Genomic DNA, 24,312 nt, shown 5'->3' on the forward strand with positions numbered 1-24,312 from the left:
AGTTACCGCAGCAGCGTGTTGACCAGCCGCGCGGCCACCTTCGCGGTCCGGGAGTCGACGTCATACTCCGGGTTGAGTTCGGCAACGTCCAGGTGGAGCAGCTTGCCGCTGGCCGCAACCTGCCGGCAGACTTCCGCGATCACAGGCAACGGAACGCCGTACGACGCCGGTGCGCTCACCCCGGGTGCCACGGCAGCGGGCAACACGTCCAGGTCGATCGTCAGGTACAGCACGTCAATGCCGTCCAGGAAGCCGGCCACAAAGTCCCTCACCCGCTCCGGCGAGCACTCCTCATCTGTGAGGAAGCGCACCCCCAGGCGTTCCGCCGTCGTAAACAGTGTTTTGGTGTTGTTCGGCTCTGAAATTCCGACGACGGCGTACCGGAGTTCACGCCCTGCGGCGGCTTCTGCGCGGGCCATCTGGAGGAACGGGGTCCCGGAGGTGGCGGTGGGTTCGTCGCGGAGGTCGAAATGGGCGTCCAGGTTCAGGACACCCAGGCGTTTTCCGCCGCGGACAACCGAAGAACCGGCCACGCCCAGGTAGCTGGCGAACGCAGTTTCGTGGCCCCCGCCCAGCACCACGGGCAGCGCTCCGGCGTCGATCAGTGCGGTGATTGCCTGGCCCGCGCGGGTCTGGCCGGCTTCAAGGTTCCCGTCCGCCACGGCGACGTCACCGGCGTCGAACACGTCCCTGTCCAGGTGGAAGGCCAGCGGACCCAGGGCCTTGCGCAGTTCAGCGGGGGCTTTGGCGGCGCCCAGCCGGCCCTGGTTCCGGCGCACGCCCTCGTCGCTGGCAAAACCGAGCAGGACGGCTGGTGAACTGACGGCCTTTTCATGACGGGTGAAACGGTCTACCGGCTGGACAGCCTGCCACCACCGCCGGTGCTCGTCGCCGTCGCCGTCATACCGGCCGGTCCACGGCTGCGGGGCAGCGTCAACGGCAGAATCAGCAGCGGGATCAACGGCGGGCCGGGTGGGGTCAAAACTGGCGCGAGCTTCCATAAGACAAGCTCACCGCATGGCAGGACCGTTGGCGAGCCGGATCGCCGTCGGATTGTCCGGTATCCCGGAATCGCCTCCGCGGTAAGGTGGTGGAACTGCTTGAAAAGCGATCCTGACCGATCGGAGTGCAGCACCATGCTAGAAGTGCCCAGCCTTGTTTTCGCAGCAGCCGGGACCGCGGTATTCGTGGCCTCGGTCCTTCCCACGCTCCTGCGCAATGCGCCGCTGTCCATGCCCATGGTCTTCCTCGGCGCAGGGATGGCAGCCTTTGGACTGATTCCCACGCTGCCGGATCCTGATCCGCTGAAGTACCCGGACTTCACCACCCATATGGCGGAAATCTGCGTGATCGTCTCCCTGATGGGTGCGGGCCTGGCACTGGACCGGCCCGTGGGGCGGAAGAGCTGGGCCACCACGTGGCGGCTGCTGGGGATCGCCATGCCCGTATGCATCATCCTGTTGACCCTGCTGGGAATGTGGCTCCTGGGCCTTGGCCTGGGCGCGGCCCTGCTGGTGGCCTCCGCGCTCGCCCCCACGGATCCGGTACTGGCAACCGAGGTGCAGGTGGGCGAGCCGGCAGATGAAGACGAAGGCCCCGAACGCGAGGACGAGGTCCGGTTCGGGCTGACCTCCGAGGCCGGGCTCAATGACGGCCTGGCTTTCCCCTTTGTGTATTTGGCCATCGCGATCAGCCTGGTGGGTTCGTCGCCGTCGGCCTGGTTCCCCGAGTGGTTCGGTATCGACGTGTTGTGGCGGCTTTCGGTGGGGGTCCTGGTGGGCTGGCTGCTGGGGAAAGTCCTGGCCAAACTCTTCTTCTCAGCGGGCCAGGGAGGCCTGCGGCTGTCAGACCACGCCGACGGGTTCGTGGCCCTGGCCGCCACCTTCCTCGCCTACGGGCTGACGGAAATGGTGGAGGGCTACGGCTTCATCGCCGTGTTTGTCTGCGCGGTGACCATCCGCTCGGCGGAGCGATCCCACGGCTACCACCGCGTCCTGCACTCCTACATCGACCAGCTCGAACGGCTCATCACCGTGGTGATCCTGGTCCTGCTCGGCGGAGCCATCGCCCGTGGCCTGCTGGAGGGCGTGGGGTGGGTGGAGCTCGCCGTCGCGCTGGCCTTCCTGCTGTTGGTGCGCCCGCTGGCCGGTTGGCTGGGACTCCTGGGCGGCAAGACCGGCCCGCGGGAGCGGATAGCCCTGTCCTTCTTCGGAATCCGCGGTATCGGCTCGTTGTACTACCTGTCCTATGCGCTGGGCAAGGGAGAGTTCGGGGACCAGGCCGAATGGCTGTGGTCCTTCATTGGGCTGGTGGTTTCGCTGTCCATTGTGATCCACGGCATGAGCGCTTCGCCGTTGATGAACCGCCTGGACAGGCTCCGCAGCCGCAAGGCCAAAGCGGAGTTCGGAGATGAAGGACTGGCCCCCAACACGCCCGTCTAGGACGGGAACGTTGAGGGCCAGTTGCCTCCAAAACACAGGACTAACGGGGCTACATGCCCAGCGCCGCCTCGATGGGGCCAATCGCGAAGAAGAGCACAAACGCTGCCGCAACAGCCCACATCAGCGGGTGGATCTCGCGGGTCCGGCCCTGCGCCGCACGGATCACCACGTAGGAAATGAAGCCGGCGCCCAGGCCAATGGCGATCGAGTAGGTGAACGGCATCAGGGAGAAGGTCAGGAAGGCCGGGATCGCAATGCCCCAGTCCTGCCAGTCGATCTTTCCCACCTGGGACACCATCATGAAGCCCACCACCACCAGGGCCGGGGCAACGGCTTCGAAAGGCACCAGGTTGATCAGCGGCGTGAAGAACATGGCCACCAGGAACAGCAGGCCGGTGACGATCGAGGCCAGGCCCGTGCGGGCGCCTTCGCCAATGCCGGCGCCGGCTTCCACGTAGATCTGGTTGGAGGAAACGGACGCGCCGCCGCCCACGATCGCGCCCAGGGCGTCCACCTGCAGCACGCGGTCCACGTTGGGGATGTTGCCGTGCTCGTCCACCGTGCCGGCCTCGTTGGCAAGGCCCACCATGGTTCCCATGGCGTCGAAGAAGATGCTCAGCAGGATCACAAAGGCCAGCAGTGAAGCCGCAACCACGCCCAGGTGTTCGAACGCGCCGAACGGGTTGGCCTTGCCGATCAGTGAGAGGTCAGGCGCCGCCCAGCCGCTGAAGGTGGGCGCCACCAGGGACCAGCCCTGCGGGTTGTAGGTGTCGCCGCCGCCGCTGGGGCCGATGCGCAGGGTTGCTTCGAGGATCACGGAGATGATCGTGGAGGTGACGATTCCGATCAGGATTGCGCCCTTCACCTTCCGGACCAGCAGCACAATGGTCAGGAGCAGGCCAAACACGAAGACCGCCGTCGGCCAGCCCAGCAGCTTGCCATCGAAGCCCAGCCCCACCGGCACAGTGGTTCCGGCGGCGTCCGGGAGGCGGCGAACGAACCCGGCGTTGACCAGGCCGATCAGGGCAATGAACAGGCCGATGCCCACCACAATGGCGGTCTTCAGGCCATCCGGGACGGCCTTGAACACCGCGGTCCGGAATCCGGTGAGGACCAGGATCAGCATGGTGACGCCGGCCAGGACCACCAGCCCCATGGTGTCCGGCCAGGTCAGTTCAGGGTTGGTGGCAACGGTAACGGCGACGAACGCGTTGACGCCCAGGCCTGTGGCGAGGGCAAACGGGTGCTTGGCCCAGGCGCCCATCAGGATGGTCAGGATGCCGGCCACAAAAGCTGTCACGGCCGCGACGGCCGTGAAACCCAGCGTGTTGCCGCTGGAGTCCGGGCCGGAGAGGATCAGCGGGTTCAGGACCACGATGTAGCTCATGGCAAAGAAGGTCGCAAAGCCGCCGCGGATCTCACGGGAGAAGTTGGACCCCCGCTCGGAAATCTTGAAATACCGGTCCAGTGCAGAGCCCTGCTTGAGCATGTGTCCTCCGGGTGGGTGATTGGGGTTACTTGAATCTTATGGCTCGCGGGCCGGGGCCTCCGGCAAATTCGCCTAGTCTGTAAGGAAGCCAACACAAGGGAGCCTTACCCTCATGCGTTCCATCCGCCGTGCCGGTGTCCTTCCCGGTGCACTGATCGCTTCTCTGTTTACCGCCGTTCTGTTCACTGCAGCACTCTTCGGCGCGTCCCTCTTCAGTGCCGAGCCGGCGTTTGCGCACGATGCCGCGGAAGCCTCCTCGCCCACTGACGGCGAAACGGTGGCCACCGCCCCGGCCAGGGTGTCCGTTACCTTCAACAACAATCCGCTGGGGCTCGGGGCGGAAATGTCCGTCAAGGACGCCGCCGGAACCGAATGGGGGGACGGCAGCGTGCAGATCGTGGACAACGTGGCCTCCAAATCCCTGCGCCCCGGCGCCCCGGCCGGCGCCTACACGGTGAGTTGGCGTGTGGTCAGCTCCGATTCGCATCCCATTGAGGGAACGTTCAGTTTCACTGCCACCTCCGGCAGCGGCGGAAGTACGACGGCGGCAGGTTCCGCGGCGCCGTCGGCTACCGGTTCGGCGTCGGGCGCTGCTGCAGTGCCCACCATGGGTACTGTTCCTCCGGGAGCGACGTCCACTCCTGAGCCGGTGGCTACTTCCTCCGAACCCTTCCCGTGGAGCATTGTGGGATTCGCAGCAGTGGCGCTGGGGCTGATGGTGGCCCTGGGTGTTACCGCCCGGCGGAAGCTGCAGCCAGGGGAGCAGGATTCCGCTTCCGAGTAGGACGCCGATACCGGCGCTTTGTGGGGCTGCAGCCTAGGCGGGAGCCGGCAGGGCCATGCGCTGCGTGACCGGGTGCCCGGGGTCCTTGCTCAGGCTGCCGGAGATTGCCTTGCTCACCGTCTTGGCCTGGCGCAGCACTTCCTTGGGCGACGGGACAATCAGATCGCCCACGCCCACCAGGTACAGGCCGATGGCCCGGAGCGCGGCCACCAGGTTCTGGCCTACCGCAACGCCAAGATCCGCGAGCATCCGGCGGAGCTGGCTCTGCGCACAGCGCGTAAGGACGATCGTGTCCGCCAACAGGATGCCCGTGGCGGTATGGACCTCCCACTGCGGTGGGGTGGAGGCTCCCGTGGCGGCATCAAGCAGGTTCAGGTGGGAAGCGCGGGTGGCATTCCGGATGTCCAGGTCATGGCTGGCCGCGTAATTGCGGAGGTGCCGCAGGATTTCGTTGCGCTCAATCAGCGTTTCCGAGGCCGCTGAGTCGCAGCGGGGCAATGAGGCCGTGATGGGCGCGGGCTGGCCGCCCGGAGCGTCGAGGCCGTCCACCACAATGGCTTCCACCCCGCGCCGACGCAGCTCGGAGGCCACGGCCAGGCCTGAAAGCCCGGTGCCGATGACTACCGTTCCGGTCCGTTCCGTCCCGTTCACAGGCATGCTCGCCACCACACAGTTCCTCTCAGAGAATCGGAAAGTACAGGCATCTTTACCCTGCACGCGCCGCGATACCCCCAAGGTTCGGCTGCAGTGCGTGGTCCGGCCATCCCTGGATGTTCCGAACCGACAGTGCATCGAACAATACAGAACAAATCCGCTCTTGGGTAGACCCTTTTTCCTTAAGTGGAAAACGCATGCCAACGCGTGCCATATCGCCCTGCGATCCGCCGGCAGGTCACCTTGCAGCAGCTTAAAAGAGCGAGAATAGTGGGAAGGGAAGGCGGTGGGCTTCGAAGCCTCCGTCGTCTGGCAGAATAGCGGCAACATCCGGCAGTACCGCAAGGAGGCGGCCCCATGGGCGCACAGGAGATTCATCCGGACCCGGCAAGGGACGGCGCGGGAAGCACGCCTGCCCCCACCGGCATTGTGGTGGGCGTGGACGGCTCGGAGCACGGCCAATGCGCGTTGGTCTGGGCAGCCCGGGAGGCTGAACGCCGCCGCAGGCCATTGCATATCGTCACCGCCTACTCGGTACCGATCTTTGCTGCCTCAGGGCTGGACGGCGGCTACGCCACAGTTGATGACTCGGTGATCCGCGAAGGTGCCGAATCCATCCTCCGCCATGCCGTGGAGAAGGTTTCCGGATACAACATCGACGTGGACGCCACCGTGGAAAACGGGGACGCCGCAGGAGTCCTGTTGGATATCTCCGAATCCGCGGAGCTGCTGGTCTTTGGCACCCGTGGCCGCGGGGGATTCGTGGGCCGGCTGCTGGGCTCGGTCAGCAGCGCCCTGCCAGCCCATGCCAAATGCCCCACAGTGACGGTGCCGCTCAGCTGCGCCCCCCGTCTCGGCGAGGAAGTCACGGACAAACGCGCCAAGGCGGATGCGGCGAAGTCCGGGCAGCAGCTGGTGGAGAACGTCGTGGTCGTGGGCGTGGACGGATCGGAGCAGGCCCGCGTGGCCGTCCTTGAAGCTGCCAGCCAGGCTGAACGGCTGGGCGCCAAGCTCCGGGTGATCTGCGCCGTGCCGCAGTACAGCGGCTCACTGGCCTGGGTGCCGGCACCGATGGACCGCACAGCACTGTTCGCGGATATTCGGACCCAGCTGGACGCCGGCGGCCGGTGGCTGAAGTCGCACTACCCTGACCTGCCCATGGAATACGAACTTCTGGATGGCTCGCCGGTGGACGTGCTGGTGGACCAGAGCCGCCACGTTGAACTCGTTGTAGTAGGTACCCGCGGCCACGGAGGGTTCGCCGGAATGCTCCTTGGCTCAACCTCGGACGGCGTACTGCACCACACCAAATGCCCGGTGATGGTGGTGCCGGACCGCGAAGATCCACGCCTGGCAGACCGGGAGAAGTTTGGCCCCATGCCTGCCGCCTAGCGGCGGTTGAGGCAGGGTCGGTTCAAGCAGGGGTTGTGGCCACGGTGGATGCTGCCACGCCAAACACGGCGAATACCAAAACCATCAGCAGCACCCAGCCGGACAGCGCCAGTCCGTTCAGGACCAGGCCGGTAACGGCCATGCCCTTGCCGGCCGGTTCCTTGCGGAGGCCCACAATGCCAAGCACCAGGCCAACGATCGGCACCAGCAGGATCCAGCCGAACACAATCGAGCTGATGCCCAGCACCATGCTGGCAATGCTGAGCCCCCTGGGCGGCGCCTGGATGTAGGCGGGCTGCGCGTAGGCGGGGTGGTAGCCCTGCGGGCCCGGCGCGTTGTACTGGTTGTTATAGGACACGGTTCCCCCGGATTTTAGGCGTGCCCGGCGGCCGGGCAGCGTTCCCGCCAAGCCTACCCATCACAACGGGTTGCCGGATAACGCAGCGTCACCGCACGGCAGCCGGACTGCAGGGCAGAGCCGTCCTTGGAAGGCAATGCCGTCCCGATTGGGCCTAGTAGCGGGCCGCGTACATGTAGGGCAGGCCCATCATCCACCGCAGCTCGGTCACGTCAATGCCTTCGCTGGGATTCAGTGCCTGCACAACGCGTCCGCCACCCAGGTAGATCGCCACGTGGTAGAAGTTGCCTTCCGAGCCCCAGAAGAGCAGGTCACCAGGCTGTGCCTGCGAGATCGGTACCTTCACCGGAGCGTACGTGTACTGCGGCGTGGCCGTCCTGGGCAGCGACTTTCCGGCGGCTGCGAACGATGTGTACACCAGGCCGGAGCAGTCGAAGCCGTACGGCCCTGTGCCGCCCCATTGGTAGTAATACGGCGCGCCGACCTTGCTCAGCGCAACGTTCACGGCGGTCTGGTTGGACCCGCCAGGAGCGGGAGCGGGAGCAGGTGCCGGTGCAGGCGCGGGTGCGGGGGCCGGCGGTGGCGCTGGAGCAGGTGGCGGCGGGGGTGCGGGCGCGGGCGGGGGCGCAGGGGCTGGAGGCGGCGCGGGTGCTGGAGGCGCGGGAGGCTGGGGCGCCGGTGCCACGGGGGCGGGCGGCAGAGCCGGTGCAGGGACCGCGGGGGCCGGCGCAGCGGGAGCCGGGGCCGGGCGTGCAGGTACTGGGGCGGGCACCGGCCTGTTGTTGTTCCGCTCGGCGGCTTCACGTGCCGCCCGGTCGGCAGCCTCTGCAGCCGCACGATCGGCGTCAGCACGGAGCTTTGCCAGCCGGGACTCTTCCCGTTGTTTCTCAAGGCCGGCGATGCGCTCGGACTCAAGTTCCGCCGTCGTATTCCTCAGGGTTGCCAGTTGGTCTATCAGGACCGTTCGCTGCGCCTGCGCATCCGCAACTGCTTTGGCCTGCGCGGCGTTGGCTTCTTCGGCCTGCGTTTTTCGGATTTCGGCAGTGGTGGCCGCTTCATCGGCGGCCTTGCGCGTTTCCCTGGCGGTGGCGGTGAGTGATTCGGCGGCGGATGCGGCCGTTTCTGCTGACGCGAAGGCGCGGCTGCGGTTGGCCGAAATGGCTTGGAGGGTGGCGGCCTGCTGCAGGGCATCGCCGTCGCCGGAAACGAACGTTCCCAGTGACGGATTCAGCCCGCCGTTGCGGTACAGGTCTCCTGCCAACTGGCCCACTTCACGGCGTGTCTGCTCCTGCCGGGACTTGGCTGCCTCGGCCCTCTTGGAGGCCAGCTCGGCAGCGGCCTGGCGGTCCTGGAGTTCCACCAGCGCTTCGCCGTAGGCATTGTTGGCCTGCATGGACGCGGTGAATGCGGCCTGCTGCGATGCGACTGCCGCTTCCAGGATCTGCTCGATTTTGGAAACCTGCCGGGCGCTCGCTTCCTCGTTGGACTTGGCGGCGGCGATCTCTTCGGCAGAGGGAACTGAGGGGGCAGCGGGCGCAATCGCCGGCCGGAGCGCAACGGTTGCGGGGGCGGCCTGGGCGGGAAGGCCCGGCGCGGCAAGGAGTGCGACGGCGGCGCACAACACGGCTGCCGTCCTCGCCGCCCCGATCGTTGCTGTCCTGACAGCCCCTGCACTGAAGCGTGCAGTACCGGCATTCTTGGCCAAAGCCATACGCTGAACCTCGCTGGTAAGGCCGGGAGCAGCGAGGTTTGGATTGGCGCATAACAATCGCCCCTCGGCGGTCAACCCGGCAAACAAGAGGCTACGTGCCCAAATGCCACTTTGGCAACATTGGTCACATCAATAACATAAACAACAAGAGTGTCATTCCGGAGGATTTTCCGACGGCGTGTCCCGGCACGCGTGATGCGTTCCCCTAGGCGTGCTGGTGGGATTCGTGTTCGGAATGGCTGGCCGGTTCCAGCTGGAACGTGCAGTGTTCTGTATCGAAGTGCGAGCCCAGGCAACTGCCCAGCCTGTCCAGTATCTGGTCTGCTCCATGGGCGCTGATCATGGAGTCCTCCACCACGATGTGCGCAGAGAAAACCGGAACGCCGGACGTGATGGTCCAGATGTGGATGTCGTGGACGTCCACCACGCCGGGGACGGACATGATGTGTTCCCGGATCATCTGGACTTCCACGCCCTTGGGGGTGGCTTCCAGCAGCACGTCCACCACGTCCCGCAGCAGGCTCCAGGCGCGGGGGAGGATCATCACGGCGATCACCAGGGACGCGATGGTGTCCGCGGCCTGGAAACCGGTGGTCATGATGACGATCGCGGCCACAATGACGGCGATCGATCCCAGCAGGTCTCCCAGCACCTCCAGGTACGCACCACGGACGTTCAGGCTTTCCTTCTGGCCGCCCCGCAGGATCAGCAGGGACACCAAGTTGGCAACGGCACCAAGAACGGCAGCCCACAGCATGATGTCGGTCTGGACGTCGGGAGTTTCCCCGAACCGGCGGATTGCTTCGATGACGATCACCACGGCGATCACGATCAGGATCAGGGCGTTGGCCATGGCTGCCAGCACCTCTGCGCGCTGGTACCCGTAGGTTCGAAGCTCACTGGCGGGGCGGGTGGCGATCCAGGAGGCAAGCAGTGCGATGAATACGCCTGCGGCGTCGGAGAGCATGTGGCCGGCGTCGGCCAACAGGGCCAGTGATCCGGACAGAACGGCGCCGACGATCTGGATCAGGACCACGGCCAGGGTGATTGCCAGGACCATGATCAGGCGCTTGCGGTGTTTGGCCGTGCCCGTCAGTCCATGCGTGTGGCTGTGATCGTGTCCCATAGGGCTAGGTTATCGCTGCGAAGCTGCTCCGGCGCTCCCGCGGCTAGTCCCAGCCCAGCTGGTGCAGGCGTTCGTCGTCGATGCCAAAATGGTGGGCTACTTCGTGCACCACGGTGACGCCCACTTCCTCGATGACCTGCTCGCGGCTGCTGCAGATGTCCAGGATGGGTTTGCGGAAAATGGTGATCCGGTCCGGCAGTGAGCCGGCATCCCAGAAGGAATCGCGTTCGGTCAGCGGAGTGCCTTCGTAGAGGCCCAGCAGGACGGTGTCCGGGTCCTCGTGCGGCGCGGGCACGTAGTCGTCCTCGATGAACACGGCCACGTTGTCCATGGCCCGGGCAAGTGCCGGCGGGATCATGTCCAGGGCTTCAGCCACGGCGGCCTCGAACTCGTCAGGACTGAGGTGGAACGGCTGGGAGGGTCCATCCGGGACGATCGGCAGGCCGGGTGGAAGGTGGCTGGGCATACTGAAGACTTTAGCCCCGCCGGTCAGCTCCCTGCGCCGCCTGCTTGCGGGGACGCGAGCGCCTGCGGGTCAGTGCCACGCCCACCAGGCAGAGCACGCCACCCGCCAACCCCCAGATGGTGGGAACTTCGCCCAGCAGCAGCCATGAAATCAGGATGGTTGTCCCGGGGACCAGGTAGGTGGTGGCGGCCAGTTTGCCGGCGTCGATGAGCGAGAGCGTGTAGGCCCAGGTGGTGAAGGCGATCGCTGTGGGGAAGACGCCCAGGTACACCAAGCCCAGCGTGGCAGTCAGTTCGGCCTGCTGGAGTTCGGTGACCAGCTGGCCGGTGAACGGGAGGCAGCAGATGGCGCCCACCATAATCCCGAACCACGTGGCCTGGCCGGCCGGAAACTTCTTCAGCACCGGCTTCTGGATGATGACGCTGACTGCGGCGAGCACGGCGGCAAGGAGGCACAGGAGCACCCCGGCAACGTCCGCCGTCGACTGCCTTCCGGAACCCAGGGCAATAATGGCCACGCCGCCGAATGCCACAACGCTTCCGATCAGGAGCCAGCGCGGGAAGCCCTCCTTGAGGACGAACCCGGCCAGGACGGCCACCATGATGGGGCTGACGTTGATCAGCAGGGCGCTGGTGCCGGCATCGAGCGTGTGCTCCGCGGCGTTGAGGGCAACGTTGTAGCCGCCAAACCACATCACTCCGTAGGCCAGTATGGGCCACCACTCACGGCCCTTCGGCAGCGTGCGGAGGGTGGGAAGCACTACCAAACCGAGTACGACGGCGGCCACCGCCAACCGTCCCAACGTCAGGGAACCGGGGGAGAAGCTGGGCCCGACCGCCCGGATGCCGACGAACGCCGAGGCCCAGAGCACCACGGTTGTCACCATGGCGACGATGGCCAGGGGTGGTACTTTTTCAGGGACCTTTGGGGGTGTGGGGTCATTCCCGGCCGCTGCAGTCGTTACTGGTTCGGGGCCGGGTTGGTTTGCGGGGGAAGCGCTGGTGTTGCTTCCGGTGGCGTGACTCATAGATCAAATGTAGTTCCGGGTGGCCGTGCCGGTCCGGCGGAAATCGGACAGTTCAGCACAAATTCCTGCCACCCTCCGGCCCAAGGGCGCGCGCAGGCCTTACGGGATCCGCCAGAGGCAGGTTCGGGGCCCGCTACCCGGCGGCTCCTTTACCGGCTCCGTTCCCCGCCCACTCGAGGAGCCGGTCCAGTGGCCACGTGTTGACGATCCGTTCCACGGGAACACCGTTGAGTTCGGCCCGTTCTGCCCCGTATTGGAGGAAATCGAGTTGCCCGGGAGCGTGCGCGTCACTGTCGATGCTGAACAGGCAGCCCGCCTCCACGGCCTGCTGCAGCAGGTTGTCCGGAGGGTCCTGGCGCTCCGGCCTTGAGTTGATTTCGACCGCTACGTTGTTCTCCACGCAGGCGGCGAAGACTGCGGCGGCGTCGAACTCGGACTGCGGCCTGGTTCCCCGCGAACCCTCCACCAGCCGCCCCGTGCAATGGCCCAGCACATTGGTCTCCGGTGCGGTGATGCCGCCCAACATCCGTTTGGTCATGGTGCCCCGGTCTGCCCTGAGCTTGGAGTGGACACTGGCCACCACAATGTCCAGCCGCGCCAGCATCTCCGGCGACTGGTCCAGTTCGCCGTTCTCCAGGATGTCCACCTCAATGCCGGCGAGAAGGCGGAAGTCCGTGCCGCCGTCGTTCTTCACTTCCCTGGCAACCGCCGCGTTGATCTTCTCCACCTCCGTGAGCTGGGCCGTGAGCCGCTCAGCGGTGAGCCCGTTGGCGATGGTGAGGTTGGGGGAGTGGTCAGTGAGCGCCAGGTATTCACGGCCCAGGACCCGCGCGGCATCCACCATCAGGGGAATGGGGGAACCGCCGTCGGACCAGTTGCTATGGCTGTGCAGGTCTCCGCGGAGGGCGGCGCTGATGCTGTGGCCATTTGCAGCCAGGGGCTCGGCGGTCCTGGCCCGCAGCTCGGCAAGATAGTCCGGAACGGCGCCGTCCACTGCCTGGCGGATCACGGTGTAGGTCCGGTCCCCAATGCCCTTCATGGACTTCAGCCGGCCATCGCGCGCCCGCGCTTCCAGCTCCTCCGGCGCCAGGGCCTCGATGGTGGCAGCAGCCTTCCGGAAGGCCTGGACCTTGAACGTGGCCGCGCGCCCCCGCTCAAGCCAGAAGGCGATTTCGTTGAGTGCGGCGACGGCATCCATCTGACCATTTTGCACCCTTCGCCTTCGGGTCGATCGGCCGATTTTGGATAATCCCCGCTAAGGCCCTATAGTTTTAGAGTCCAGTTCGGAGAAATACAGGGATGAAGACGGAGAGCCAGTGGCTCGAAGCCTTTTATTTTTGCCTTCGGATTGAGTTCAGGCCCCCATCGTCTAGCGGCCTAGGACACCGCCCTTTCACGGCGGCGGCACGGGTTCGAATCCCGTTGGGGGTACGCAAGGAACGGTCTGGCAGGCTGGAAAAGTCTGCTAAGCTGGAGCCCTTGAAAAAAAGCGGCAGCAATGTCGTGGAGCAACAAAATGCAGTAATCGCAAGGCCCTGTAGCGCAGTTGGTTAGCGCGCCGCCCTGTCACGGCGGAGGTCGCGGGTTCAAGTCCCGTCAGGGTCGCTTTGATTGTTGGAAGAAATTCCGGCTCTCATGGTGACTAGTCACCTAGGCTCTGTAGCTCAGTTGGTAGAGCGTTCGACTGAAAATCGAAAGGTCACCGGATCGACGCCGGTCGGAGCCACGTTTCGGCAAGCTCAACGCTAGCAGCTAGAACCCCGCAGTTCCCAGAGATGGGAGCTGCGGGGTTTTTTCGTTCCCCGAACCGCGTGACTTTGGCTTGACCGGTGTGGCCCGCCTTCCCGCCCCATCCGTGCCCCGACCGTTTTCGATGCGCATATGTCCTGACGCGCAGGGTATTTCCGCGTCGTGGGGACATATGCGTAGCACCAGGCAGGGTCCGCGTCATGGGTGCATGTGCGTAGCGCGAGGCAGGGTGCGCGTCGTGGGGGCATTTGCGTAGCGCCAGACCGGACCCGCGGCGTGACCGTAGACACGATGTCATGGCCAAGGGATAGGGTTGGAGCAACAGAAGGGGGAGAGCTCATGGAATATCCAGAACCGCAATCCGAACCCGGATCGATTGCCAGCCGAGGGCCCGTCGTGCCTGTTCAGGGGGCCGCCGCCGCAGATGTACCGGGTGCCCGGGGCCGCACGGTGATCTCGGAAACCGCCGTGGAGAAGGTCGCCGGCATTGCCGCCCGCGCTGTTCCGGGCGTCCACTCGCTCGGTACCGGATCCACCCGTGCGCTGGGTGCCATCCGCGAGGCCGTGGGAAGTTCGGACCACGCTGCCGGTATCCATGCAGAAGTCGGGGAAACCCAGGTGGCCGTGGACATCAACCTCGTTGCTACTTACGGCACGCCCCTGCACTCACTTGCCAACGCGGTCCGCGCTGCCGTGTACCGGGCAGTGGAGGAGCTTGTTGGCCTGCAGGTCATTGAAGTGAACGTCGAGATCAATGACGTCTATATCGCCGCGCCGCCAAAGCCAGGCGCTGACCGGGAGGTACTCGCGTGAACCTGACAGTGGTTGGCATCGCCGCCGGCGCCTTCCTGGCCTTTATGTCCTTCGCCTTCGGCCCCTGGGGTTTCCTGGCGTCGGTGCTCTTTATGGGCATCGGCGCGCTCCTGGGACGCGCCGCTGAGGGGAAGCTGGACCTTCGACGCGTCCTGGATGCCATCACCGGCCGCCGCTCATCGTCATGAGCACGGCAGCCGGATCGGTCACGCAGCCCGGCAACCCTGACGCCCAGACGGGTACGGGGCAACAGCTCCACGGCCACAACCGGATCAGCACGCAGGCACTGAGCAGCCTGGCCAAGGCGTCCGCTGCCCGCGCGCTGGGCGTCCCCGCGCATGACATCCGCGTTGACTGGACGGACGACGACGGCCTGCTGGCCCTGTCCATCGTCTCGCCGGTACAGGTGCCGCCCCTGGCCGTTGTGGCCCGTGATCCCGGCCGGCTCCGCAGTTTTGGCGGGCCCATCCTGGACCGTCTGGTCAAAGCAAAATCGGACATCCTGGGCAGCGTCACAGCACTCAGCGGTGCGCAGCTGAGCAGGGTGGATATCCGGATCAGCGGAGTAAAGATCAACGACGGCGGGAGGGTGCGTTGAGCGTGGACCACAAGCAGTTGCCCGCGGAGGAAGCGGTGCCCCGCCGTGCTGGGGTGGCGGCCAACCGGGCCCCGGTGGACCTTGCGCGCGTGGTGCGTCGGGAGACCCGTTCGCCGCGGGCCGGCGCTGCCATCCTGGCCGCCGTCCTGGTGGGACTTCTGGCCACCTACGGGCTCCTTGAAGCCGGAGTCCATGCCATTGGCCAGCCGGCCTGGCTGATCGAACCGCATCTTGCAGCCCAGCGGATCACAGCCCTTCCCTCGGGTATTCCGCCGGCGCTTCTTGCTGCCGCAGGCGGTGTGGTGGCCATGGCGGGGCTGTTCTTCCTGCTCCAGGCGCTCCTTCCGGGTCGCCGGGCACGCCATGCGCTGGACGCCGGCGCCCTGGGCTTGTCGCCGGATTCAGTGGCCGTTGTTGTGGACGATGAAGCTATTGCCTCGGCCCTGGCCAGAAGCGCCAGGCTGGCTGCGAACGTCACACCGGAGCAGGTGATGGTGGTGGTGTCCCAACGGCAGGTGCTGGTCAACGTCAGGCCCACTTCGGGTGCGCCGGTCAGCGAGGACACCATCCTCGCGGCGGTACGGGCTGAACTGGACCACATGTCACCGGTGCCCCGGCCGGACGTCCGCGTGGTTGTGGCTACGTCAGGGGTGATTGGCGCATGAACAGCACACCTCGCGCACTGAACAGGATCCTGATCGGCATCCTGGGTGCAAAGCTCCTGGCCGTGGGCATCCTGTTGGTACTCCTCGCCACGGTTCCTGCCGTGGCGCGCTGGTGGCAGGCCTGGTCCTCCAGGTTGTGGGATATGGCGCTGCGGTCCTTCGAGCAGACACGCTTCCCCGGACGGCCGGAGAGCTGGCTCTGGATCGTGGTGGCGGTGGTGCTCGCGGTGCTGATCGGCCTGGTGATCGCCTGGGTAGCGCAGCAGGGCAAGGGGCGCGCGGACCTGCTGGTTGCCCCTCGGGAGGATGGCGACGTCCCGGGCACGGTAAGAATTGCCGGAGGAGTGGCCGAACAGGCCATCAAGGGTGCCTTGGCCGGACGCGCTGATCTGGCCGGCTCCTCCGTTGCCACCTACAGCATCAAGGGAAACCCGGCACTGCGGATCCGGCTGCAGCCGCGGCAGGGTGTTGCCCCGCAGTTGCTGGCCGTAGAGGTGGCCGAACTCGTGGCGGCGCTGGAGGAACTGGTGGGGGAGAGGATCCCGGTGCTCGTCCACATCAGCGCCGGTGCACGCACGCGGTTGAGCAGGGCGGAGCGCGTCCGCTAGGTGCCCGTTTACCTGGTGGCTTCGTGCGATTAACCCGCTGCTGGGCGGCAATTCGGCTCGTGTTGTGAAAAGCGCGGCGCAGGTTGCCCTAAAAGGCGCCAGTGTTGCCATGACGCGGCTGTGGCCCTAGTTTGTTCACGGGGACACTGATCTTCCCGCAGCAGGTGACGTGCCTGCCGGGCATCCCAGACCCGGTTCCAGGACCGGTTTACCAAGGAGAAATCGTGACCGAACAAGTTCCAGGAAACCCGGCTGCCGAAGAAGTTATCGACGGCGCCGCAGCTGCTGCCCCTGAGGGTGCGGCAGACGCAGTGGAGAACGTTAAGGAACTCGCTGGCGAAGCCGTGGAGAACGTCAAGGAGTTCGCTGGCGAGGCAGCAGAGAACGTCAAGGAATTTTTCAGCGGCGATGTGGCGGGCAACGCCAAGGAACTTGCCGGCGATGTTGCGGAGAACGCCAAGGAATTGGCCTCTGACGTCACGGAGAACGTGAAGGAGTTCTTCAGCGGAGACGTTTCGGAGAACGCCAAGGAACTTGCCGGCGATGTCACCGAGAACGTGAAGGGATTCGGTGCCAAAATCGCCGGTTTCTTCAAGGGCGGCAAGTAGCTCCGGGGCTTACTTCCACCAACGGCTTTACCAGGGGCGCCGGCATCCAGCGGATGCAGGCGCCCCTGGCGTTCCCGGCGGTCGAGTCCCCGGCCCGAACTGGCGCTGTTACCTGGCGCGCAGCCAGCTCCTGATCAGCAGCAGTTCGACGGCGGCATCCAGCAGGTAGATCTTGCTGATCCGCCCCTTTGCCACGTATGTCAGGTCGATGGCGGTCAGCGTGGCCGCCGTCCCGATCCCTAACAACCGGGCCTGGTCCGCGCCCCCGGGTGTTCCGGCCGCGCGAAGCTGGGCCGCGCCGATGGTGATCAGCAGGCCGGACACCGTACGGACCAGCCACTTGTCAGTCTTGGCTCCGGTGACCGCTTCGAAGCTGCGCATGTGCACCAGCGGCCAGGCCCCGCTGACCACGTTGAATCCTCCCTGCAGCTTTCCGACTGCCGAATGTTCCATGCGTCCTTCCTTCCGCCGGGCAACAATTCTTCAGGCGCCGGTCCCGGTTGCCACGAGGTATACGGCGCTGTCCGTGGGCACCGAGGCGAGGTTCCCGACGTCGTAAATACTGGAAAGCAGGACGGCGTAACCGTCAGGCACGGCCACCGGCACCGTGCCCATGTTGGCCATGACCAGGAAGTCCCGGTTCTGGAACGCCAGGACTCCGTTCCCGGGGTCGTGGGCGTCCGCCCAGCTGAAGCTGCCCGAACCCAGTGAATACCGCCGTCGCAGATCAAGTGCGCTGCGGTAGAGCTCAAGGGTGGAACTTTCGACGCCGTCCTGCAGGTCAGCAGCCAGCTCACCGAAGGATGGGGGTTGGGGCAGCCACGGTGCGGCCGACTGCTGTGCAGAGGAGAATCCGTAGCCGGGGGCATCCGAACGCCAGGGCAGCGGAACCCGGCAGCCGTCGCGTCCGCGTTCGGCCCCCAGCGTGCGGAAGAACGAGGGATCCTGGCGGGCGGTATCAGGCAGCGTGGTGTGCTCGGGCAGGCCCAGCTCTTCGCCCTGGTACACGTAGGCGGAACCGGGCAGCGCCAACGATACAAGCGTGGCGGCGCGTGCCCGCGTGAGTCCCAGCTGCTGGTCCGGCTGTTCGTCTTCCTTGCCGATCCCCTTGGGGAACGTCGTGGGATCCTTCAGGCCAAAGCGGCTGGCATGACGGACGGTGTCGTGGTTGCTGAGCACCCACGTGGAGGAAGCTCCCACGGTGGCGGCGGAAACCAGCGAGTCTTCGATCGCCACGGCCATCCGTGCGGCGTCCCAGCCAGCCAGCAGGAAATCGAAGTTGAAGGCCTGCTGCATCTCGTCCTTGCGGATGTAGCGGGCAAGCCGTTCTGCGGGTTCAACCCAGGCTTCGGCAACCATCATGCGGTCGCCGTCGTACTCCGCGAGTACCTGGTGCCACTCGCGGTAAATCTCATGGACGCCGTCCTGGTCCAGGTAGGGCGACGCCGGCGCGTCAGGCGTGGGGGCACGGTGCGGTTCCTCGGCGTCCGTGTGGGCGCCTGGGGCGTCGCCGGATTCGTGGTGTCCCGCCTGCTGCCCTTCCACCATGGCCGCCGCCCCTGCCCAGTCCGGCAGCCCTTCCTCCTTGACCAGCCCGTGGGCCACGTCAACCCGGAAGCCGTCCACACCCCGGTCCAGCCAGAAGCGCAGGACGGATTCCATTTCCTCGTGCACTTCCGGGTTGGCCCAGTTGAGGTCCGGCTGTTTGGTGTCGAACAGGTGCAGGTACCACTCGCCGGGTGTGCCGTCTGGCTCCGTGACCCTGGTCCAGGCCGGCCCGCCAAAGATGGACTGCCAGTTGTTGGGCGGCAGCAGGCCGTCGCCGGAGCCCGGTTCCTGGTCCTTGCCCGTCCGGAAGATGTACCTTTCGCGGGCCGGTGAGCCCGGCGGGGAGGCCAGTGCTTCCTGGAACCATACGTGCTCGTCCGAAGTGTGGTTGGGGACCAGGTCCACAATGACTTTCAGGCCCAGCCCATGCGCCTGCTCCAGCATGGCGTCGAAGTCCTGCAGGGTCCCGAAGATCGGGTCCACGGCCCGGTAGTCCGCCACGTCGTAGCCCGCATCGGCCTGCGGGGAGCGATAGAAGGGAGACAACCAGACGGCGTCCACACCCAAACGCTTCAGGTAGTCCAGCCGCTCGGTCACTCCGCGCAGATCGCCCAGGCCGTCCCCGTTGGCGTCAGAAAAGGACCGGGGATAAATCTGGTAGACCACGGCATCGGCCCACCAGGCAGCGAGCTCTGAACCTGGGGTGGGTATAACGGCCTGGGGCATTAGACTCCTTCAGCGGAAGAAATTGTGTAAACGCTTGCATTTCCTCCTAGAACCTTACTAGTGTGATGGTCACCACATCAATGCGGGGCCAATTTTTCTTGTACTCATCGAGGAGTCAGAAGCATGAAAAACCGAAAGTACCTGTTGCCCATGGCGGCCACCGGAATCCTGGCGCTCACGCTCTCCGCGTGCAGCTCCGACGGCGGAACCGAGACACCCAGCGACGTCGATTGCACAGCCTATGAGTCCTACGGCCAGCACGAGGGCAAGACGGTCTCCGTCTACTCCACCATCGTGGACCTCGAAGCCACCAACCTTGAGCAGACCTGGGCAGCGTTCGAGGAATGCACCGGCGCCACCATCAAATATGAGGGCAGCAAGGAATTCGAAACCCAGATCGGCGTCCGCGCCCAGGCCGGCAACGCCCCGGACATCGCCATCTTCCCGCAGCCGGGCCTCATGGCAGACCAGGCACGTGCAGGCAACCTGAAGCCCGCCCCGCAGACCGTCTCTGACGCCGTGGATGAGAACTGGTCAGCTGACTGGAAGAAGTACGGCACCGTTGACGGCACCTTCTACGCAGCTCCCATGCTCGCCAACGTCAAGGGCTTCGTCTGGTACGCCCCCAAGACGTTCGAGGACAACGGCTGGGAAGTCCCCACCACCTGGGACGAAATGATGGAGCTTTCCAACACCATTGCTGACGCCGGCGCCATGAAGCCCTGGTGCGCAGGGTTCGAATCCGGCGAAGCAACCGGCTGGCCCGGCACGGACTGGATCGAGGACGTTGTTCTCCGCGCCCACGGTCCCGAGGTTTATGACCAGTGGGTTGCCCACGAAATCCCCTTCAACGATCCCAAGATTGTGGAAGCCTTCAACACCACGGGTGAAATCCTGTTGGACGACAAAATGGTCAACGGCGGCTTTGGTGACGTCCGCTCCATCCTGACCACCGGGTTCGCCCAGGCCGGCCAGCCGGTCCTTGACGGACAGTGCGCCATGCACCACCAGGCAAACTTCCAGGCTTCCAACTGGCCTGAAGGAACGGTTGTTGCACCCGACGGAGACGTCTGGGCCTTTATGACTCCGCCTATTGATGAAAGCAAGGGCCAGGCCATCACGGGTGGTGGCGAAATGGTCGCAGCCTACAAGGACACCCCTGAGGTGCAGGCATTCCAGGCTTACATGGCCAGTGCCGAATTCGCCAACGACCGCGTCAAGCTTGGTGGCGTAGTCAGTGCAAACAAGGGACTCGATCCGGAGAACGCCCAGTCCGAACTGGACAAGCTCTCGATCGAACTTCTCCAGGATCCGGACACCGTATTCCGGTTCGATGGCTCGGACCTGATGCCCGGCGCGGTTGGTTCCAACTCCTTCTGGAAGGGAATCGTGTCCTGGATCAACGGCACGCCTTCTGAGGATGTAGTCAACAGCATCGAAAGCAGCTGGCCCGCGAGCTGACCCTCCTCCACGTCACACCCCCGGGGCCCCACGCCCCGGGGGTGTGACGTACCGTCGACATTCGGATCCAAGCACACCACGGAGGTTGGGCAATGGACTTTATCGGAGGAAAGTTCCTTCAGGTCTTTATCGCCTTGGCAGTATTTGCCGCGATTATCGGACTCATCATGTTGCTGGTGGACAGGGCACCCAAGTCCGCCAAAGACAAAGTCACCATCGCCGGGTTTCTTGCACCGGCAGCAATTCTTCTACTTGTAGGACTGGTCTATCCGGCCGTCCAAACGTCATTCCTGGCATTCACCGACGCAAGCGGCAAGCTCAACGGCGTCGACAACTTCGTGTGGATGTTCACCCAGCCCGAAGCGCTGGTCACGTTGCGCAACACCATCATCTGGACCGTCCTGGTGCCGCTTCTCTCCACGGTCTTCGGCCTTGCCTACGCAGTGTTCATTGACAAGGCCCGCGGCGAGAGGGTCCTCAAGGCCCTGGTTTTTATGCCCATGGCCATCTCCTTCGTGGGTGCCGGCATCATCTGGAAGCTGGTCTACGACTACCGCGGCCCGAACATCGAGCAGACGGGCGTGCTGAACGCCCTGCGCGTGATGTTCGGTATGGAGCCCAAGCAGTTCCTGCTGGATGCTCCGGAAAACACGATCTTCCTCATCATCGTGATGGTGTGGATCCAGACCGGTTTTGCCATGGTGATCCTCTCCGCAGCCATCAAGGGCGTGCCGGTGGAACTCGTGGAAGCGGCCCGCCTGGACGGTGCCAACGCCTGGGAGCAGTTCCGCAACGTCACCATCCCCGGCATCCGCGGGTCCCTGGTGGTGGTGCTGACCACCATTACCATTGCCACCCTCAAGGTCTTTGACATTGTCCGCACCATGACGGCGGGCAACTACGAAACCTCCGTCGTAGCGAATGAGATGTACACGCAGGCCTTCCGCGCCGGTGAACCCGGCAGGGGTGCGGCACTGGCCCTGGTGCTCTTCCTCCTGGTCCTGCCGATCGTTATCTACAACGCCCGAGTCCTTCGCCAGCAAAAGGAAATCCGATGACAGTCATGCCAGCGCCGGATTCGGCTGAAAACAACACCGGAACCATCCGCACCACCCGTACGGGCCGCCCCCTTGATCCGGACGATTCCGCCCCCATCATGCGGCGCGTCAAGAAGCGGCTGACCTCTCGCTGGGCCACGGCCGCAGCGCTGGTCATCGCCGTAGTGTGGACCGTTCCCACCTTTGGGCTGTTTGTGTCTTCCTTCCGCCCTGCCGCAAAACAGGTGGGTCCGCGGTCAGACGGCTGGTGGAACTTCTTCACCGACTGGCAGTTCACTTTCAAGAACTACGTGGACGTGACGGCACCTGCTGGATCGCAGTCGGCAAACCTTTCGCAGTACTTCGTGAACTCGCTGGCCATTGTCATCCCGGTCACCGTGTTCGTCCTGGTGCTGGCGTCCATGGCTGCCTACATTTTCGCGTGGGGCAACTTCCGGGGCAGGGAAGCGGCATTCATCTTTGTGTTCGCACTGCAGATCATCCCGCTGCAAATGGCCCTGATTCCGCTGCTGAAGCTCTTCACCCAGACGCTGCAGATCCCGCCGGGTTCCTACACGCAGTTGTGGATCGCCCACACGATCTTCGGTTTGCCGCTGGGCATCTTCCTGCTCCACAACTTCATCTCGGAAATTCCGGGTGAGGTCATCGAGGCGGCGAAGGTTGACGGCGCCGGGCACTCCACGATCTTCTGGCGGATCATCCTGCCGCTGTCCGTGCCGGCACTGGCATCGCTGGCAATCTTCCAGTTCCTGTGGGTGTGGAATGACCTGCTGGTGGCGCTGGTGTTCTCCGGTGGTACGGCAGACGTCGCGCCCATTACGCAGCGGCTGGCGGAAATTTCAGGTACCCGTGGCAACCGTGACTACCTGAACCCCGCGGCAGCGTTCGTCTCCATCATTGTTCCGCTCCTGGTCTTCTTCGGCCTCCAGCGCTACTTTGTCCGCGGTCTGCTGGCGGGCGGCCTGAAGGGCTGATGCCGCCCGTAATCTCAGGAGGGAACCGTGGCACGCACATCTGAAAGGACCCAGAGGGGAGGGCACAGCGGCGTCAGTATTGAAGATGTCGCTGCTGCCGCAGGGTTCTCCACGGCCACGGTGTCCCGCGCGGTCCGGGGCCTGCCCCGGGTCTCGCCCGCCACGCGCGAGAAGATCCTCGAGGTGGCGGGGAACCTCGGCTATGTGGCGTCGTCGTCGGCGTCGGGCCTTGCCACCGGCCGGACCCGGACGATTGGCGTGCTGGCGCCCTTCGTGAGCCGGTGGTTCTTCTCCAAGGCGATCGAGGGCGCAGACAGGGAGCTGCACACCCGGAATTACAACCTGTCCCTGTTCAACCTGGGCGGGCACGGCAGCAACAGGGAACGGCTGTTCAGCAAGACCATGGTCTACAAGCAGATCGATGCCCTGCTGGTGCTCTGCATGGCCCTCACCCATGAGGAACTGGACCACCTGCAGAAGATCGACATTCCGCTGGTAGTGGTGGGCGGGCACGTGGAAGACTGCGCCTACATCGGCATAGACGACTACGCGGCCGCCACCACCGGCGTCGAACACCTGGTGGAGATCGGGCACAAGGATATTGCGCTGATCCATGGCGATGACCAGACGGACCTTAACTTCGACGTTCCCCGCGTGCGCATCCTGGCGTTTCACGACGTCATGAAGCGGGCCGGCCTGGTGGACCGGCCGGAATGGGACCAGCTGGGCGATTTCACGGTGCGCGGCGGCCAGGAAGCCTTCCAGCGCCTGTGGAATGCCCCCGGGTCAAAGCCCACGGCAATCTTTTGCGCCTCGGACGAGATGGCCATGGGCGTGATGTTCGAAGCCGCCCGGTATGGCGTCAGGATTCCCCAGGACGTCTCCGTGGTGGGCATCGACAACCACGACTTCGCAGAGGCCATGGGCCTGACCACGGTTGGCCAGCGGCCTGACGAGCAGGCGGAGCTTGCCACGAAGATGCTCCTTGACGAACTGGACGGCCACAGCGGCGCTGTACATTCCGCCGTCGCGCCGCACGAGCTGATTGTCCGCAGCTCCACGGCCCCGCCCAACTAGGTCGCAGTTGTTGCCCTTTAGAGCGCTCTAAACGGCAACAAGTGCGACCTAGTTGGGGTGGGAAGTGGGGTCAGGAGGCGCGGGCCAGCTGCCGGATGGGGATCCAACGCGACGCCAGGCGGCGGTAGGCAGCCGCGGCGCCGGTCATGTCGCCCTCGGCCAGGCACTCGATGCCCAGCCGGATGTCCAGCGGGGAATCGTCAGGATGCACCTTGTCCGCCACAGCGCCGTAGTCCAGCTCCACCACGGAACCGGAATCGAACCGTTCCAGCCAGGCGGTCAGCTGGGCAAGCTCCTCCAGCATGTCCAGGTCCGGAGCAGCCAGGGCAAGATGTGCGACGGCGTAACGCGCCCTCTCCAGCGCCTCAATGAGCGTGGTCCACACCCTGACCGTGGCGATCTTTCCCTGCGACTCCACCACTTCCTGCCGGTCGCCCTCCATAAAGAGCGAGAACCAGCTGAACGGGATGCCCCAGGTGGACGCCCGGGTATGCACGCGCGGCGAGTCACCGCTGGCCTTGACCTGGTTGATCCGCTCCTGGTGCTTGTCCAGCTGCTCCTCAGGGATCAGCAGCTGGGCGAGGGGCCCGTGGATGCCTTCCATCAGCGCGTTCGCGGCCAACCCGGCGCGGAGCACCAGCTGGCTGGGGCAGTACAGCAGGTCTTCCGGACCGGCAGTTCCGGCAGAGTTCGCGTTTGCGCCTTTGCTGGCGGCAGCACCGGCGTCGTTCTTCACGGACCGCACCCGCACCAGATCCGTGCGCCCGGTAGGGAAGGGGTCCCCGCCTTCGCGCGTGATCCTGCCCAGGGAGGCCAGCAGCTCGGCATTTTCGACGGCGTCACGCGAGGAAGCGCTCAGTGCCGCCTTGCGGAGGGCTGCACGCTGTTCTTCCGGGAAGGCGTGCAGGGGCTCGTAGACCCGGAGGGCGGAGGAGAACGGCAGGCCTGCCTGCCCCCGGTAGATGCTTCCGGTCATATC

General features: G+C 65.2%; 25 protein-coding genes and 3 tRNA genes. 16 read left to right on the forward strand and 12 right to left on the reverse strand.

The window, feature by feature from the left end:
- Positions 1 to 2: 2 nt before the first annotated feature.
- A complete protein-coding gene (hutG, locus tag ACPJW8_RS02240; protein ID WP_330189422.1) occupies positions 3 to 1,001 on the reverse strand; it encodes a formimidoylglutamase in 999 nt (332 codons plus the stop codon).
- Between the two features lie 135 nt (positions 1,002 to 1,136).
- On the opposite strand from hutG, the gene ACPJW8_RS02245 reads away from it, so the two are divergent.
- A complete protein-coding gene (locus ACPJW8_RS02245; RefSeq protein ID WP_330194297.1) occupies positions 1,137 to 2,441 on the forward strand; it encodes a cation:proton antiporter in 1,305 nt (434 codons plus the stop codon).
- A 49-nt stretch (positions 2,442 to 2,490) separates the two neighbouring features.
- Here the strand turns inward: ACPJW8_RS02245 and ACPJW8_RS02250 are convergent, their stop codons facing one another.
- A complete protein-coding gene (locus ACPJW8_RS02250) occupies positions 2,491 to 3,930 on the reverse strand; it encodes an NCS2 family permease (protein WP_330189420.1) in 1,440 nt (479 codons plus the stop codon).
- 112 nt (positions 3,931 to 4,042) lie between these two features.
- On the opposite strand from ACPJW8_RS02250, the gene ACPJW8_RS02255 reads away from it, so the two are divergent.
- Positions 4,043 to 4,714 carry a copper resistance CopC family protein gene (locus ACPJW8_RS02255; protein ID WP_330189419.1) on the forward strand — a complete coding sequence of 224 codons (672 nt, stop codon included), beginning with the start codon at positions 4,043 to 4,045 and terminating at the stop codon, positions 4,712 to 4,714.
- Between the two features lie 33 nt (positions 4,715 to 4,747).
- Here ACPJW8_RS02255 and ACPJW8_RS02260 read toward each other — a convergent pair whose 3' ends face one another.
- Entirely contained in the window at positions 4,748 to 5,371 is a 624-nt protein-coding gene (locus tag ACPJW8_RS02260; protein ID WP_330189460.1) for an NAD(P)-binding protein, read from the reverse strand.
- A 354-nt stretch (positions 5,372 to 5,725) separates the two neighbouring features.
- On the opposite strand from ACPJW8_RS02260, the gene ACPJW8_RS02265 reads away from it, so the two are divergent.
- Positions 5,726 to 6,760 carry a universal stress protein gene (locus ACPJW8_RS02265; RefSeq protein WP_330189418.1) on the forward strand — a complete coding sequence of 345 codons (1,035 nt, stop codon included), beginning with the start codon at positions 5,726 to 5,728 and terminating at the stop codon, positions 6,758 to 6,760.
- Positions 6,761 to 6,782: 22 nt separating this feature from the next.
- On the opposite strand, the gene ACPJW8_RS02270 is transcribed toward ACPJW8_RS02265, so the two are convergent.
- From ACPJW8_RS02270 to ACPJW8_RS02295, 6 genes are all read right to left on the reverse strand, one after another.
- Positions 6,783 to 7,118: a DUF4190 domain-containing protein gene (locus tag ACPJW8_RS02270; RefSeq protein WP_330189417.1), complete on the reverse strand. Its 336-nt coding sequence runs from the start codon at positions 7,116 to 7,118 to the stop codon at positions 6,783 to 6,785.
- Positions 7,119 to 7,272: 154 nt separating this feature from the next.
- A complete protein-coding gene (locus ACPJW8_RS02275) occupies positions 7,273 to 8,829 on the reverse strand; it encodes a C40 family peptidase (RefSeq protein WP_330189416.1) in 1,557 nt (518 codons plus the stop codon).
- A gap of 205 nt (positions 8,830 to 9,034) precedes the next feature.
- Positions 9,035 to 9,955 carry a cation diffusion facilitator family transporter gene (locus tag ACPJW8_RS02280; RefSeq protein WP_330189415.1) on the reverse strand — a complete coding sequence of 307 codons (921 nt, stop codon included), beginning with the start codon at positions 9,953 to 9,955 and terminating at the stop codon, positions 9,035 to 9,037.
- Positions 9,956 to 9,998: 43 nt separating this feature from the next.
- Positions 9,999 to 10,421 (reverse strand): metallopeptidase family protein, encoded by a 423-nt coding sequence (locus tag ACPJW8_RS02285; protein WP_330189414.1) that lies wholly within the window; start codon positions 10,419 to 10,421, stop codon positions 9,999 to 10,001.
- A gap of 10 nt (positions 10,422 to 10,431) precedes the next feature.
- Positions 10,432 to 11,448: a DMT family transporter gene (locus tag ACPJW8_RS02290; protein WP_425256400.1), complete on the reverse strand. Its 1,017-nt coding sequence runs from the start codon at positions 11,446 to 11,448 to the stop codon at positions 10,432 to 10,434.
- 133 nt (positions 11,449 to 11,581) lie between these two features.
- On the reverse strand, positions 11,582 to 12,646 hold the full coding sequence (locus ACPJW8_RS02295; protein WP_330189413.1) for a PHP domain-containing protein: 1,065 nt from the start codon (positions 12,644 to 12,646) through the stop codon (positions 11,582 to 11,584).
- A 160-nt stretch (positions 12,647 to 12,806) separates the two neighbouring features.
- On the opposite strand from ACPJW8_RS02295, the gene ACPJW8_RS02300 reads away from it, so the two are divergent.
- From ACPJW8_RS02300 to ACPJW8_RS02340, 9 genes are all read left to right on the forward strand, one after another.
- Positions 12,807 to 12,879: transfer RNA gene (locus tag ACPJW8_RS02300), tRNA-Glu, on the forward strand.
- 100 nt (positions 12,880 to 12,979) lie between these two features.
- Positions 12,980 to 13,053, forward strand: a tRNA-Asp gene (locus ACPJW8_RS02305).
- A 48-nt stretch (positions 13,054 to 13,101) separates the two neighbouring features.
- A tRNA-Phe gene (locus tag ACPJW8_RS02310) sits at positions 13,102 to 13,174 on the forward strand.
- Positions 13,175 to 13,536: 362 nt separating this feature from the next.
- Positions 13,537 to 14,010 (forward strand): Asp23/Gls24 family envelope stress response protein, encoded by a 474-nt coding sequence (locus ACPJW8_RS02315; RefSeq protein WP_330189412.1) that lies wholly within the window; start codon positions 13,537 to 13,539, stop codon positions 14,008 to 14,010.
- Entirely contained in the window at positions 14,007 to 14,198 is a 192-nt protein-coding gene (locus ACPJW8_RS02320; RefSeq protein WP_330189411.1) for a hypothetical protein, read from the forward strand. Before ACPJW8_RS02315 ends, ACPJW8_RS02320 begins: the two co-directional genes overlap by 4 nt.
- On the forward strand, positions 14,195 to 14,608 hold the full coding sequence (locus ACPJW8_RS02325; protein ID WP_330189410.1) for a hypothetical protein: 414 nt from the start codon (positions 14,195 to 14,197) through the stop codon (positions 14,606 to 14,608). The genes ACPJW8_RS02320 and ACPJW8_RS02325 overlap by 4 nt, the downstream gene beginning before the upstream one ends.
- Positions 14,609 to 14,643: 35 nt before the next feature.
- Positions 14,644 to 15,273, forward strand: coding sequence for a DUF6286 domain-containing protein (locus ACPJW8_RS02330; protein WP_330189458.1), 630 nt, complete (start codon positions 14,644 to 14,646; stop codon positions 15,271 to 15,273).
- On the forward strand, positions 15,270 to 15,881 hold the full coding sequence (locus ACPJW8_RS02335) for a hypothetical protein (protein ID WP_330189409.1): 612 nt from the start codon (positions 15,270 to 15,272) through the stop codon (positions 15,879 to 15,881). The genes ACPJW8_RS02330 and ACPJW8_RS02335 overlap by 4 nt, the downstream gene beginning before the upstream one ends.
- 224 nt (positions 15,882 to 16,105) lie before the next feature.
- Positions 16,106 to 16,489, forward strand: coding sequence for a hypothetical protein (locus tag ACPJW8_RS02340; protein ID WP_330189408.1), 384 nt, complete (start codon positions 16,106 to 16,108; stop codon positions 16,487 to 16,489).
- 108 nt (positions 16,490 to 16,597) lie between these two features.
- Here the strand turns inward: ACPJW8_RS02340 and ACPJW8_RS02345 are convergent, their stop codons facing one another.
- Both ACPJW8_RS02345 and ACPJW8_RS02350 read right to left on the reverse strand, forming a co-directional pair.
- Positions 16,598 to 16,942, reverse strand: a complete 345-nt coding sequence (locus ACPJW8_RS02345) for a hypothetical protein (protein WP_330189407.1) — start codon at positions 16,940 to 16,942, stop codon at positions 16,598 to 16,600.
- Between the two features lie 30 nt (positions 16,943 to 16,972).
- Positions 16,973 to 18,763: a glycoside hydrolase family 13 protein gene (locus ACPJW8_RS02350; RefSeq protein ID WP_330189406.1), complete on the reverse strand. Its 1,791-nt coding sequence runs from the start codon at positions 18,761 to 18,763 to the stop codon at positions 16,973 to 16,975.
- A gap of 123 nt (positions 18,764 to 18,886) precedes the next feature.
- Between ACPJW8_RS02350 and ACPJW8_RS02355 the strand changes: the two genes are divergently transcribed.
- The 4 genes from ACPJW8_RS02355 (at position 18,887) to ACPJW8_RS02370 (ending at position 23,333) form a co-directional block, all read left to right on the forward strand.
- Positions 18,887 to 20,224, forward strand: coding sequence for a carbohydrate ABC transporter substrate-binding protein (locus ACPJW8_RS02355; protein WP_330189405.1), 1,338 nt, complete (start codon positions 18,887 to 18,889; stop codon positions 20,222 to 20,224).
- A 92-nt stretch (positions 20,225 to 20,316) separates the two neighbouring features.
- On the forward strand, positions 20,317 to 21,282 hold the full coding sequence (locus ACPJW8_RS02360; RefSeq protein WP_330189404.1) for a sugar ABC transporter permease: 966 nt from the start codon (positions 20,317 to 20,319) through the stop codon (positions 21,280 to 21,282).
- Positions 21,279 to 22,256 (forward strand): carbohydrate ABC transporter permease, encoded by a 978-nt coding sequence (locus ACPJW8_RS02365; RefSeq protein ID WP_330189403.1) that lies wholly within the window; start codon positions 21,279 to 21,281, stop codon positions 22,254 to 22,256. Before ACPJW8_RS02360 ends, ACPJW8_RS02365 begins: the two co-directional genes overlap by 4 nt.
- A 27-nt stretch (positions 22,257 to 22,283) precedes the next feature.
- A complete protein-coding gene (locus ACPJW8_RS02370) occupies positions 22,284 to 23,333 on the forward strand; it encodes a LacI family DNA-binding transcriptional regulator (RefSeq protein ID WP_330189402.1) in 1,050 nt (349 codons plus the stop codon).
- A 70-nt stretch (positions 23,334 to 23,403) separates the two neighbouring features.
- Here ACPJW8_RS02370 and ACPJW8_RS02375 read toward each other — a convergent pair whose 3' ends face one another.
- Positions 23,404 to 24,309, reverse strand: a complete 906-nt coding sequence (locus tag ACPJW8_RS02375; RefSeq protein ID WP_330189401.1) for a hypothetical protein — start codon at positions 24,307 to 24,309, stop codon at positions 23,404 to 23,406.
- Positions 24,310 to 24,312: the final 3 nt, after the last annotated feature.

This window comes from Pseudarthrobacter sp. J47 (assembly GCF_049810315.1).
Classification (GTDB): domain Bacteria; phylum Actinomycetota; class Actinomycetes; order Actinomycetales; family Micrococcaceae; genus Arthrobacter.

Coding starts and splice junctions, on each gene's coding strand:
- ACPJW8_RS02245 (WP_330194297.1), top strand. CDS start 1,137: ATGCTAGAAGTGCCCAGCCTTGTTTTCGCAGCAGCCGGGACCGCGGTA.
- ACPJW8_RS02355 (WP_330189405.1), top strand. CDS start 18,887: ATGAAAAACCGAAAGTACCTGTTGCCCATGGCGGCCACCGGAATCCTG.
- ACPJW8_RS02290 (WP_425256400.1), bottom strand. CDS start 11,448: ATGAGTCACGCCACCGGAAGCAACACCAGCGCTTCCCCCGCAAACCAA.
- ACPJW8_RS02345 (WP_330189407.1), bottom strand. CDS start 16,942: ATGGAACATTCGGCAGTCGGAAAGCTGCAGGGAGGATTCAACGTGGTC.
- ACPJW8_RS02275 (WP_330189416.1), bottom strand. CDS start 8,829: ATGGCTTTGGCCAAGAATGCCGGTACTGCACGCTTCAGTGCAGGGGCT.
- ACPJW8_RS02315 (WP_330189412.1), top strand. CDS start 13,537: ATGGAATATCCAGAACCGCAATCCGAACCCGGATCGATTGCCAGCCGA.
- ACPJW8_RS02250 (WP_330189420.1), bottom strand. CDS start 3,930: ATGCTCAAGCAGGGCTCTGCACTGGACCGGTATTTCAAGATTTCCGAG.
- ACPJW8_RS02325 (WP_330189410.1), top strand. CDS start 14,195: ATGAGCACGGCAGCCGGATCGGTCACGCAGCCCGGCAACCCTGACGCC.
- ACPJW8_RS02255 (WP_330189419.1), top strand. CDS start 4,043: ATGCGTTCCATCCGCCGTGCCGGTGTCCTTCCCGGTGCACTGATCGCT.
- ACPJW8_RS02295 (WP_330189413.1), bottom strand. CDS start 12,646: ATGGATGCCGTCGCCGCACTCAACGAAATCGCCTTCTGGCTTGAGCGG.
- ACPJW8_RS02365 (WP_330189403.1), top strand. CDS start 21,279: ATGACAGTCATGCCAGCGCCGGATTCGGCTGAAAACAACACCGGAACC.
- ACPJW8_RS02260 (WP_330189460.1), bottom strand. CDS start 5,371: ATGCCTGTGAACGGGACGGAACGGACCGGAACGGTAGTCATCGGCACC.
- ACPJW8_RS02280 (WP_330189415.1), bottom strand. CDS start 9,955: ATGGGACACGATCACAGCCACACGCATGGACTGACGGGCACGGCCAAA.
- ACPJW8_RS02360 (WP_330189404.1), top strand. CDS start 20,317: ATGGACTTTATCGGAGGAAAGTTCCTTCAGGTCTTTATCGCCTTGGCA.
- ACPJW8_RS02265 (WP_330189418.1), top strand. CDS start 5,726: ATGGGCGCACAGGAGATTCATCCGGACCCGGCAAGGGACGGCGCGGGA.
- ACPJW8_RS02335 (WP_330189409.1), top strand. CDS start 15,270: ATGAACAGCACACCTCGCGCACTGAACAGGATCCTGATCGGCATCCTG.
- hutG (WP_330189422.1), bottom strand. CDS start 1,001: ATGGAAGCTCGCGCCAGTTTTGACCCCACCCGGCCCGCCGTTGATCCC.
- ACPJW8_RS02350 (WP_330189406.1), bottom strand. CDS start 18,763: ATGCCCCAGGCCGTTATACCCACCCCAGGTTCAGAGCTCGCTGCCTGG.
- ACPJW8_RS02375 (WP_330189401.1), bottom strand. CDS start 24,309: ATGACCGGAAGCATCTACCGGGGGCAGGCAGGCCTGCCGTTCTCCTCC.
- ACPJW8_RS02285 (WP_330189414.1), bottom strand. CDS start 10,421: ATGCCCAGCCACCTTCCACCCGGCCTGCCGATCGTCCCGGATGGACCC.